The sequence below is a fragment of the Desulfurellaceae bacterium genome (assembly GCA_021296095.1).
In the GTDB taxonomy this organism is placed as follows: Bacteria; Desulfobacterota; Binatia; order Bin18; family Bin18; genus JAAXHF01.
This window is the reverse complement of sequence record JAGWBB010000082.1, coordinates 1,119-12,797: the sequence shown is the minus strand read 5'-3', so window position 1 is coordinate 12,797 and position 11,679 is coordinate 1,119. Positions and strand designations below refer to the sequence as shown.

The 11,679-nt window shown below is 61.1% G+C and carries 9 protein-coding genes; 3 read left to right on the top strand and 6 right to left on the bottom strand.

Annotation, left to right across the window (positions count from 1 at the left end):
* Positions 1 to 944 (bottom strand): amidohydrolase family protein (locus tag J4F42_17555; protein MCE2487325.1); only part of this gene is annotated, 944 nt, incomplete at its 3' end.
* Between the two features lie 219 nt (positions 945 to 1,163).
* Between J4F42_17555 and J4F42_17550 the strand changes: the two genes are divergently transcribed.
* Positions 1,164 to 2,381, top strand: coding sequence for an AAA family ATPase (locus J4F42_17550; protein ID MCE2487324.1), 1,218 nt, complete (start codon positions 1,164 to 1,166; stop codon positions 2,379 to 2,381).
* 122 nt (positions 2,382 to 2,503) lie between these two features.
* On the opposite strand, the gene J4F42_17545 is transcribed toward J4F42_17550, so the two are convergent.
* The 4 genes from J4F42_17545 to J4F42_17530 form a co-directional block, all read right to left on the bottom strand.
* Positions 2,504 to 3,625, bottom strand: coding sequence for an amidohydrolase (locus J4F42_17545; protein MCE2487323.1), 1,122 nt, complete (start codon positions 3,623 to 3,625; stop codon positions 2,504 to 2,506).
* Positions 3,626 to 3,761: 136 nt separating this feature from the next.
* Positions 3,762 to 5,504 carry an amidohydrolase family protein gene (locus tag J4F42_17540; GenBank protein ID MCE2487322.1) on the bottom strand — a complete coding sequence of 581 codons (1,743 nt, stop codon included), beginning with the start codon at positions 5,502 to 5,504 and terminating at the stop codon, positions 3,762 to 3,764.
* A gap of 179 nt (positions 5,505 to 5,683) precedes the next feature.
* Positions 5,684 to 7,426, bottom strand: a complete 1,743-nt coding sequence (locus J4F42_17535; protein ID MCE2487321.1) for an amidohydrolase family protein — start codon at positions 7,424 to 7,426, stop codon at positions 5,684 to 5,686.
* A gap of 198 nt (positions 7,427 to 7,624) precedes the next feature.
* Entirely contained in the window at positions 7,625 to 8,650 is a 1,026-nt protein-coding gene (locus tag J4F42_17530; protein MCE2487320.1) for an LLM class flavin-dependent oxidoreductase, read from the bottom strand.
* Between the two features lie 143 nt (positions 8,651 to 8,793).
* Here J4F42_17530 and J4F42_17525 point away from each other — a divergent pair, with 143 nt between their 5' ends.
* Positions 8,794 to 9,924 carry an amidohydrolase gene (locus J4F42_17525; protein ID MCE2487319.1) on the top strand — a complete coding sequence of 377 codons (1,131 nt, stop codon included), beginning with the start codon at positions 8,794 to 8,796 and terminating at the stop codon, positions 9,922 to 9,924.
* 162 nt (positions 9,925 to 10,086) lie between these two features.
* Here J4F42_17525 and J4F42_17520 read toward each other — a convergent pair whose 3' ends face one another.
* Complete coding sequence (locus J4F42_17520) at positions 10,087 to 11,205, bottom strand: LLM class flavin-dependent oxidoreductase (GenBank protein ID MCE2487318.1); 1,119 nt, start codon at positions 11,203 to 11,205, stop codon at positions 10,087 to 10,089.
* A 39-nt stretch (positions 11,206 to 11,244) separates the two neighbouring features.
* Between J4F42_17520 and J4F42_17515 the strand changes: the two genes are divergently transcribed.
* Positions 11,245 to 11,601: a hypothetical protein gene (locus J4F42_17515; protein ID MCE2487317.1), complete on the top strand. Its 357-nt coding sequence runs from the start codon at positions 11,245 to 11,247 to the stop codon at positions 11,599 to 11,601.
* Positions 11,602 to 11,679 lie beyond the last annotated feature (78 nt).

The following is an 11,679-nucleotide window of genomic DNA, read 5'->3' as shown; positions in this document are numbered from 1 at the left end:
CCGGCCCGGTCGTCTTCAAAGGTGGCCCAGAACTGGCGCCTGAAATAGCTGCTCGGCAGCTCATTCAGCTTGGGTTCCATCCACCGGTAGTGGTCCGTCCACCAGTGGTCCATCAGACCCAGCAGCGAGGCGATCCAGCCGATGCCGCCCTCAACAATGACAAACCGGAGCCGGGGATAGCGTTGAGGCACCGCACCCCAGATCAGGCCGGCCAGGACGTTCATCGGCAGGCTGATCTTGGTGTTGACAATCCCCATGCCCATACCGATCCGCTCAAACTTGGTCGCAAACGGCTCGCCGGTAGTGGTCCCGGAGTGAATCGACACCGGCAGGCCGAGGTCCTGGAGGGTTTCCCACAGCGGGATGAACTCCGGGTCGGCGTAGGATTGGTCGGCGATATCGGCCGGGATGGACAGCGAGCGCAGGCCCGTGTCGGCCGCCCGTCGGGCTTCCTCGCACGCCCATGCAATCGGCCCTCGGAACGGCAGCAGGCCCGCGCCGAGCAAACGGTCCGGGGCGGCCGCACAGAACTCGCTCAGCCAGTCGTTGTAGACCCGGAAGCACTCGCGTTGATACTCGGCATCGGTAATCGTCCAGAACTGGAGACCGAAAGCGCCGGGGTAGAGCATCTCGGCGCGCAAGTGGTCGAGCTGTTGGTCGGCCAGGCGGGCCTGGGGGTCCCAGGCGCCGGGGCGGGTCTCGGCGTGCCGGTGGCCGACAACCGTCGTGATCTCGCCGGCAATCTTGTCCTCCATGGTCACGCCTTCGAGCCCCACGGCAAATGGCGCCAGACCGTCAATTACGTAGTAGTCGGCTTCGGGACGAGACTCGATGCGCGGCGCCCGGTCGCGGAACCTGCGATCCATGCGGGTGGTCCACAGGTCGGCCGGTTCGACCACATGGCCGTCGGCCGACACATAGCCATCGGTGAGTATGTCTGACATGGCTGTCCTTTCTCTGTCCGGGCTGAGTCATACCCAAGGTGGTGTGCGGTGTCAAACGCTTGAGCTGCGGCCCACACAGTTTGAGAACTCCAAATACACAGAGCGTGCGAAGCTGCATGACGGTATCGGATCGGAACGTAGATACTCAATTAAATTTCTGAATCAGGTTTCTTGATATATCTTATTGTAGTTATGACGAAAAAATGTTGAGATAGCGCTATGGAACTCACGATTCACGAACTTTCTGTGTCGAATTATCGTTCGATATACGAGGAAGTCGTCCTTGATTTACGCATCCCCGGCACAGCGCCCGACTTGCCGCGTTTTCGGCCTTGTCAGGCCAAACCCGCCGTTCGGCTTCCGACTGTGGCCGTCATCATGGGGCCGAACGGCTCGGGCAAGACGACCCTTCTTCGGGCGCTGCTGGATCTGACTCGTATTGCCTTTGGCCCCGATTTGTCGGCGTCACAAGCGAGAATGAAACGTGTTCTTCCTTTCTGGTCAAACAAGGCCGCAAAAGAGCCGACACGCTTTCGCCTGGAATTTGATGCTGACTGGTTACAATTAGGCGGAGCGCGGGACTTGTTCCGCTACGAACTCTCAATAGAACACGTTCCGTCCGAGCGGCATCCTGTCATTCTCCGCGAAGCCTTGTTCCATTTTCCGAAAGGTCGTCCTAAACGGCTCTTTGAACGTGGCGCGCCCGGGGAGACCATCTACACCTCTCCCGAATTTGGGTTGAAACCAAAAGATGCCCGCTTGGATGCGGTTCGGAAAGATACCTCTGTCATTACTGCGTTTGCGGCGCTCAATGTTCCTTTGGCTATGCGTATAGTTGAAACGCAGAGAGGGGATTTCTCGCCAATTGAAGACTCTGATGAGGAGACCTGGCAGCCGGATACCGAACTGGTCCTGGATTTTTTTGAGCGGAACAGCAAGGCGAAAAGCTGGATGAAGCAACAAATGCAGCGCAGTGACCTCGCAATCCATGACGTGCTTATCAGGAGCGACGGTGGCGAGATGGAGGCGTTCTTTCGTCATCACGGCCTTGACCGCGAGGTGCCTTTAATGTCCGAGTCTACGGGCACCTTCTGTTTGTTCCACGCTCTGCCTCAAATCCACATGACTCTTGAGGCTGGCGGTCTGCTCATCCTCGATGATGTTGATGGCTCTTTGCATGTGGATATTGTCAGCGAGATCATTCACTGGTTCCACAGTCCTGAGACCAATCCACACAACGCACAGCTCATTGTCTCTGCCCACAATGTCGGCCTGCTTGACGATCTGGAGAAGGAAGAACTCTTTATTGTTGAAAAAGGCCCGGACAGCGCAACCCGCTTATACGCCGCCCAGGACGTGAGCGGTCTGCGGCGTGACACGCGGCTCTATCCCAAGTACCGCTCTGGGGTGCTGGGCGGTCTCCCGAAGATCGGTTAGGACACTGCGGAAGCTTCTCGAAGTGATCGGGCTGTGATAGTAGCCTGGGCGGAAGATCGTAGGGGCGGGTTTGAAACCCGCCCCTACCGCTAACGGGCAAGGAGGAAGCCGGATGGGGCGCCTCAGCCGCCCAGGCCGTACAGCTTGGCCGCGTTGCCCCGGACCATCAGATCGACTTCGGCCTCGGGCACGCCCATGAAGTCGCGCATGATCTGCTCCTGCGAGTAGGGAAAGGTGCCCTCGGTGTGGGGGTAGTCCGAGCCCCACATGAGCCGATCCACCCCGACCAGCTCACGGGTCAGAATACCCGCCCGGTCGTCTTCAAAGGTGGCCCAGAACTGGCGCTTGAAATACGTGCTGGGCGGCTCACTCAGCTTGGGCTCCATCCACCGATGGTGGTCGTTCCACCAGTGGTCCATGAAGCCGAGCAGCGAGGCGACCCAGCCGATGCCGCCCTCGACAATCACAAAGCGGAGCTTGGGGTAACGCTCGGGCACGGCGCCCCAGATCAGATCGGCCATCGCCCGCATGGGCTGAAAGACCTTGTTGTCGGTCACGCCCATGCCCATACCGATGCGGTCAATCTTGGCAAAAATGGATTCTTCGGTCCCGGTCCCGGAGTGGGTCGCTACCGGGAAACCGATGTCCTGGAGGCTTTCCCACATGCGGTTGTATTCGGACTGGCCGTAGGAGCGCTCGACCTCGGCCGGAATGAGGAAGGAGCTGATGCCCTTGAGTGTGGCCACCCGCTCGGCTTCTTCGACGGTCCACTCGATCGGCCCCCGCGTCGGCAGCAGGGCCGAGCCCAGTAGCCGGTCCGGGGCGGCCGCGCAGAATTCGCTCAGCCAGTCGTTATAGACCTTGATGGCGGCGCGCTGGTAGTCGGCGTCGTGAATATGGAAGAACTGGAGACCGAAGCCACCCGGATAAATGACTTCCGCGCGCAGGTGGTCGCGCTCCTGATCGGCCAGGCGGGGCTGCGGGTCCCACGCACCGGGTCGCGTTTCGGCGTGGCGGCGGCCCTTTGGCGTCGTCACCTGACCCTGAATTTTTTCCTCGATCGTGACCCCTTCGAGTCCGACCGGAAACTCGCTTACACCCTCAATAATGTAGTAATCGGCGTCTTCGCGTGACTCGACGCGCGGCGCCCGGTCGCGGAACCTGCGATCCATGCGGGTGGTCCACAGGTCGGCCGGTTCAACCACATGGCCATCGGCAGAAACATAGGTAAGAGTGTCTGGCATTGGTTCTCCTTCCTTTGATCTGACAGGGATGCTGCCAGCATCTAACACAGGGCACGCCCAAAAAAAGCGGGGAACCGGAGGCGTATCCTCCGATTCCCCGCTTGCTATGGGAACCTCACGGTCAGCAGGAGCGCGCCTAGCGGGCCGCGCCGTTACGCAGCAGGGTACCCGGGGTGGCGCCGGAGCACTGGCCGTCGTTGAAGGTCACTTCACCGTTGACCATGATGTGCTTATAGCCCTCGGCCTTCTGCACTCGCCGCCACTCGTTGGCCGGCAGGTCGTGGACGATTTCGCTCGGCAGGGCTTTGACCGTGTCGGGGTCGTAGACCACGATATCGGCCGCCAGACCCGGCCGCAGGGTGCCGCGGTCCTTGAAGCCGGCCGCCCAGGATGTCAGACCGCTCAGGCGGAAATGCGCCTCTTCCAGACTCAGCACGCCTTGCTCGCGGACCAGCCAGGCCAGCACTTCGGTCGGGAAGATACCAGGGGTGACGAACTTCACGTGGGCGCCACCGTCCGACACGCCGGGCAGGGTGTACTGCGAGTTCATCAGCTCTTTGTAGCCCTCGATGTCGCCGTTGGCGATCGGGCCGGCCCACTCGGTGCGCAGGTCGTCGGCGACCGACAGATCCAGCATCGCGTCGATGACGTGCTTGCCTTCCTTCTCGGCAATCTGCTCAACCGACAGCCCCTCGTACTGGAGCTTGAGGTCACGGTTGTGGACTTTGCGGGCGATGTACTTGGGGAACTCGCCCAGGATGACATTCAGGGTGTCCATGCCGCCGCCGTCGTAGTCTTCGCGCATCTCTCTGCGCAGCTCGGGCTTGGACAGCTTGGCTTTGCGCTCCTCGGTGGTGCCCAGTGTGGCTTCCTTCCAGGCCGGAACGCTGTCAAACAGGTTCCAGTCTTCCAGCGTCATCCGGACCGGCGCCCGAACGGTTGCCGCCTGGCCGAAGATCCGCACGCCACGCTCATTGGCGGCCTGGACCCAGTCGAGCTGTGCCTTGTGCGATTCGGGATGCTTGTCGCTGATCAGAATCGCGTTGTACAACAGCGGACGACCGGCAGCCTTGGTCATCTTTTCCAGGAATTTGAAGTCTTCCTCAATGCCAAAGGTGTGTTCGTTCGCGCCTGACTGGGTAAACTGAATGCAGCCTTCTCCCAGCTCACCCATCGCCTTGGCCATGGAGTGGTAGAACTCATCCGGCAGAATGTCGGTGATCATCGGCGTGCCGTCGTAGTCACGCTGGACCGATGTCCGGCTCTCAGGCACCAGCCGCTGAGCCGACCAGCCAGCCGCTCCGGCCTTCACCGCTTCCTTGTAGTGGCCGATGATGGTGTCCATCTCGCTTTTGTTGGGGAAGCGCTTCTTGGCGTCGTCGAAGCCGCCCATCACATACGCCACCGCCGGCGAAATCGGGAACAGGTGCGAGACATTGACGCCCAGCGGCATGCGCGAGACGCGGTCCATGTATTGCGGGAAGGTTTCCCAATCGACCTTCATCGACACCCGCATGGGTTCCAGCGGAATCGCCTCGGTGCGCGACAGGGCCAGCATGGCGCGGTCGGCATCTTTTTGGCGCAGGGGAGCGAAGCCAAAGCCGCAGTTGCCGATGGTCAGCGAGGTCACCCCGTGCCAGCTGGAGATGCTCAGATAGGGGTCCCAGTGCAGCTGCGCATCGTAGTGGGTGTGGAGGTCGACGAAGCCAGGGGCCACAACGAGTCCGTCGGCGTCGACCACCTTGGTCGCGTCGTTGTTGTTGAGTTTCCCGATTTCGGCGATCTTCCCGTTCTTGATGCCGATATCGCCCTGATAGCGCGGGACCCGTGTTCCGTCGACAACGGTTCCGCCCTTCACGATAGTGTCAAACTGTGGCATAGCTACCCTCCTTCTTTGGTGTACTGAGAATGCCTTAGTTCTCGGCCTACTCGCACTTGCATCGAATGTCAAGGCTTTATGAGCCAAAAAAATAAAGGGCGGCAGGACGTATGCCCTGCCGCCCTCTTGAATGAACGATCAGTCCTCAGGAGAAGGCTGATCGTTACGCTTGGGTCAGCCTAACGAGCCGCGCCGTTGTACAACAGCGCACCCGAGGTGGCACCCGAGCACTGGCCGTCTTCGAAGGTCACTTCGCCGTTGACCATGATGTGCTTGTAGCCCTCGGCCCGCTGGACACGCCGCCACTCGTTGGCCGGCAGGTCATGCACGATTTCGCTTTCAGCCGCAGCGACCGTGTCGCTATCGTAGATCACGATGTCGGCAGCCATACCCGGACGCAGCGTACCGCGATCCTTGAGGCCAGCCGCCCAGGCCGACATGCCGCTCAGGCGAAAATGGGCTTCTTCCAGCGACAGGGTGCCGGTCTCACGGACGAGCCAGGACAGCACTTCAGTCGGATAGATCGCCGGGGTGATGAACTTCACGTGGGCACCACCATCCGAGACACCCGGTAGGCTGTACGGTGAACTCATCAGTTCTTTGTAGCCCTCAACCTTCGAATTGGCGACTGAACCAGCCCACTCGGTCTGCAGGTTGTCCGCCACCGACAGATCAAGCATGGCGTCGATGACGTGCTTGCCTTCGGCCTCGGCGATCTGCTTCACCGACATGCCTTCGTATTTCAGCTTGAGGTCGCGATCCTTGACTTTGCGGGCGATGTACGTTTCAAACCCCCCGAAGATCACGTCTAAGGTCTCCATGCCGCCGTCGTCGTAGTCGGCGCGCATTTCGGCGCGGAGTTCAGGCTTGGACAGCTTGGCTTTGCGCTCTTCAACCGTGCCGATCGTGGCTTCTTTCCAGGCCGGAACGCTGTCAAACAGGTTCCAGTCTTCCAGCGTCATCCGAACCGGAGCACGGGCGGTGACGGCCTGACCGAAGACGCGGGCACCGCGCTCGTTGGCGGCGTTGACCCAGTCGAGCTGGGCTTTGTGCGACTCGGGATGCTTGTCACTGATCACGATGGCGTTGTACAGCAGCGGCCGGCCGGCTGCCTTGGTCATCTTTTCCAGGAATTTGAAGTCGTCCTCAACGCCGAAGGAACTCTCAGCGGCGCCCGACTGGGTGAACTGGATGCAGCCCTGGCCCACATCGTTCATGGCTTTGGCCATGTCGAGGTAGAACTCGTCGGGCAGAATGTCGGTGATCATCGGCGTGCCGTCGTAGTCGCGCTGCACCGAGGCCCGGCCTTCGGGCACCAGGCGCTGGGCCGACCAACCGGCCGCTCCGGCCTGCACCGCCTCTTTGTAATGGCCGACGATGGTGTCCATCTCCTGCTTGTTGGGGAAGCGCTTCTTGGCGTCGTCGAAACCGCCCATCACATACGCCACGGCCGGCGCAATCGGGAACAGATGGGAGACGTTGACGCCCAGCGGCATGCGGGACAGACGGTCCATGTATTGGGGGAAGGTTTCCCAGTCGACCTTCATCGACACCCGCATGGGTTCCAGAGGGATGGCTTCCGTCCGGGACAGGGCGAGCATGGCCCGGTCGGCGTCTTGCGGACGCAGCGGAGCGAAGCCGAAGCCGCAGTTGCCGATGGTGACGGTGGTCACACCGTGCCAGCTGCCGATTGTGCAGTACGGGTCCCAGTGCAACTGGGCATCGTAGTGGGTGTGGAGATCAATGAAGCCCGGGGCCACAATCAGGCCATTGGCGTCGATAACCTTCTTGGCATCGCTGGCGTTCAGCTTGCCAATCTCGGCGATCTTGCCGTCTTTGATCCCGATGTCGGCCTGGTACCGCGGAACCTTCGTCCCATCGACAACGGTTCCGCCTTTCACGATAGTGTCAAACTGCGGCATAGCTACCCTCCTTAGGTAAGATATAGGTAAGATATTGTTTCGAGAATGCCTTGTCCCCGGCATACTCACCCCTGGGTCAAATGTCAAGCGTTCTGTCCAACAGAATCCTCGACCGAAAACATCTGCTCCTCCATCGCATATTTTCCCCCTCCCAGCAAGGGCGTTGAGCGGGCAGGCTGAATGAGTGTTCACTTTGTCTTACCGGAATCGGGGCATGACCTGGCGGGCGAACAGTTCGAGGCTGGCCAGCACTTTTTCGGGCGCCAGGCCGGGCAGGTGCATGCCCATGGCCAGATGGCTCACCCGGGTTTCCTGCTGGTAGCGTTCAATTGCCCGGATGCAGTCATCCGGCGTGCCCACAATCGGCGCGCCGCCCGGAATGGTCGGGTCAACGTTGCGCAGCTGTTCCAGACTGGGGAGTTCGGCCATGGCCCTGTCGGCGGGCAGATCGCCGGCCTTTTTCAGCAGCGGAAAGGTCGAGCTGAACAGGTGGTACAGATGTTCGCCGACCTCGCTCCAGGCCTGGTCCCGGCTGGCGGCGACATACACCCAGCGCAGCTGACACAGGTGGTAGGCTGCGGGGTTCCGTCCCTGGCGCTCAAGCTCCCGGTCATAGGCGCGCTGCTGTTCGACCTCGCCGGTGCCGATCAGGTGAAAGCCCATCCGGGCGGCGCGTTCCACCGCGCGCTTGCCCCGGGCGCCGATCCAGATCGGGGGGTGAGGCGTTTGCACAGGGCGCGGGGTCAACTCGACATCCTGGAGCTGATAATAGGCCCCGTCATGCGAGAAGGTCTGCTCGGTCCAGGCTTTTTGAATGACCTCCAGCCCCTCTTCGAGTTGGGCGTCACGAGTCCGACGGTCGATACCAAAGCCGGTAAACTCGTTGACCCGGTAGCCCTTGCCGACGCCCAGATCGAAACGGCCGTTCGACAGGATATCAACCGTAGTCGCGTCCTCGGCCACGCGCAGGGCGTTCTGAAACGGCAGGATCAGAATGCAGGTCCCGATCCGAATCCGTTGCGTGCGGGTGGCAATCCCGGCGGCCAGCGGCAGCAGCGCGGGCGACCAGCCGTCTTGATCGAAATGGTGTTCGGTCAGCCAGATCGTATCGTAGCCAAGCTGCTCGGCCGCGACGATGTGGTCGAGCTGCTCCTGGTACAGCTCCGGAAACGGCCGCGCCCAGCGGGCCGGGTTGTGAAAAGGCATCAACAGACCAAAATCCATGCGCTTCCTCCTTGTATTGCCTCAGCCTATCGGCTCCTTGACAAACCGCAAGAGCTGGGCAGACAATGGGCGCCAAGACCGTGAGGGCTGCGCCCCCGGGTCTGACTATCCTCGCAGACATTCATAACTAAGGAGGCAGACGCATGCGTGTGGTATCTGCGGATTCGCATATGATGGAGCCGGCCGACCTGTGGCAGACCCGCCTGGACGCAAAATATCGGGATCGGGCGCCCCGCGTTGTCGAGGGCTATAACGGGAAGAAAGGCCATTTTTTCTGTGTCGAGGGCTTACGGCCGTTTCCGGTCGCGGGTGGCTTTGCCGCAGGCAACAAACCCGAAGATCTGCCCAAAGCCTGGGAAAAGGGCTACGAGGGCGCCCGGCCGAGCGGCTGGGATCCGGCCGAGCGGATCAAGGACCAGGACATTGACGGGGTTGAGGCCGAGGTCTTGTACACCACCCTAGGTATGTCGCTGTTCGGTCTGGACGATGCCGAGTTTCAGCAGGCGTGTTTTCGGTCCTATAACGACTGGCTGAGCGAGTTCTGCAGCCATGACCCGAAACGCCTGTTTGGCATCTCGTTGATTTCGCTCGAAGACATCCAGGCCGGCGTCCAAGAGCTTGAGCGGGGAGCCAAGAACGGCATGCGGGGGGTCATGGTCTGGGGGTCGCCACCGCGCGAAAAGCCGTACAGCAGCCCCGAGTACGATCCCTTCTGGGCTGCGGCCCAAGAGCTGCACATGCCGATCAGCCTGCATGTCGTGACCAGCAAAAAAGGCAACAGGGAAAAGAAAAATACCGGCCAGCGGCCGCCCGCCAACGTGGTCCGGGCCGGCCGCCAGAGCGTGTACATGCGGCTGATCCACGAGGTCCAGGAGTCGATTACGGATATCATCCTGGGCGGCGTTCTGGAGCGCTTTCCCAAGCTGCTGATCGTGTCGGCCGAGAATGACACCGGCTGGCTGCCGCACTACATGTACCGGGCCGACCACGCCTGGGAGAAGTTCCGCTATTTTGACAGAGACTCCCTGCCCATGGCGCCCAGCGAGTACATCCGGCGTCAGCTGTACGCGACCTTCCAGGACGACCCCATCGGTCCCTCGACCTGGGAGTATTTTGGCGAGGATAATTACATGTGGGCCTCCGACTTCCCGCATACCGACTCGACCTGGCCCGAGTCGCAGGCGGTGATTGAGAAGGACTTCGCCAATGTCCCCGAGCATGTCACCCAGAAGATCGTGGCCGATAACGCGATCAAGCTGTACAGAATGGAGTAGGCGGAAGCCGGTCTGTTCCCTCTCCCTTTGAGGACGTGTGATGCAAATTACAGCGTCCGCCGACGGGCTGCCCGGAGAGCCCTCACCCCAACCCCTCTCCCGCTGGGAGAGGGGCTTTTTTACCCTCGCCCTTTGGGAACGGAGACATTCCCGACCGCCGGGCTACTGGCGGAGCCCGGCTTGGCGCATCAGCGGCAGCACCTTTTCGCCGAAGTAGCGCATCTCTTCGTTATAGTCGAGCCAGCTCAGAATGATGCCCTCCAGGCCGATCCGGGACAGTTTACACAGCTCGTCGACCACCTGTTCGGGGGTGCCAACCAGCGGATAGCCGCCCCACCCGGCGATGAAGCGCTCGGCAAACTCGGTTCGGTGCTGCTCGGAGAAGGACTCGCTCTCAATGCCCAGCAGCCCCAGAATCGTCCGGGCCGCTTCCCAGTCGCCCTTTTCAACAATGTAGCGATACTTCTGGTGGGCTTCTTTTTCGGTATCGCAGCACACCACTAGGCCATAGGTCATGATCCCGATCTGGCGCTGATATTGACGGGCCAGCTGTTTGATCTCGGTGGTGATGGCCTTGCCGTTTTCGAGCGTATCGACCGCCATGAAATTGAAATCGACCTCGCGGGCGGCAAAGTCCTTGCCGGCCGGCGAGAAGCCGGCGTTGATCAGCGTGGGGTAGGGCTGCTGGACGGGTTTAGGCAGCAGGTAGCCGTCCTTGACCTGAAAAAACTCGCCGTGGTGATCAAAGCCCTGCTCGGTCCACATCCGTTTGATGACCTGAATCCACTCCCCGGCATAGCGGTAGCGCTCGGCGTGATCCATCTGTGTGGCGCCGAACATCTCCATTTCGGGCGTAAACCAGCCGCACACGATGTTCAGACCCCAGCGCCCGTTGGAGATATGGTCAATCGTCGCCCCCTGTTTGGCGGCCACAATGGGGTGGATGGTCGGCGCGTGCGAGGTCGAAAACAGCATGATGTGCTCGGTCCGGGCGGCCAGGGCGGCCGCCCTGGTGTAGGTCACGATAGAGGTGCCGTTAAAATCGGTCGAGCCGCCAAAGCCCCGCCAGCGGCCGACCGGTACCAGGAGTTCAAAACCGAGCCGGTCGGCCTGCTGGGCAATCGCCAGGGTATGCTCGTAGGTCGCCTCGTAGGTCGTTTCCGCGTGCGTAATCGTACAGCCGTTGCTGCAGTTTGACCCGAACACCCCCAGCTTCATCGTGTTGTCGTTGAAAACCGGGATGGTGGCACGGCGGTATTCCATCAGCTCGGTTGCGTTCATGGCGGTCCTTCCTCATAGTGTGGCTCCATGTGTGGGTCCATGGACAGGCTTGATATCTACATCTGCACGAAAAGCAAGTGCAGCGCCAAGTCCATGCAGGTCAAACTGTACAGCGCCGATCACCAGACCCGCTCGTATAACGGCCCCGGCCTGCTGGCCGCAGTCCGATCCGTGGTGGCGGCTCGCCAGCTCGCCGCCACGGTCGCCGTCCACGAGACCGACTGTCAGTCGGGCTGTCCGGTCGGTCCGCGCATGGACGTGGTGTGCAACAAGCGCCGGGTGATGTATTTCCGGCGGGCAAAGCCGACCGGACGGGACGATATGGTCAGCTGGGCGAGCGTCGAGAGCCTGGAGCGGGTGGTGGACAGGGAAGGGCGCTGTCCTCATTCGAGTTGAACCGTCGAGGCGAGTAGGGGAAGTGAACTGAAGGGGGGAGAGTGTAAAAGCTGAGCGCTGGAGGCGCCGCTTCCCCTA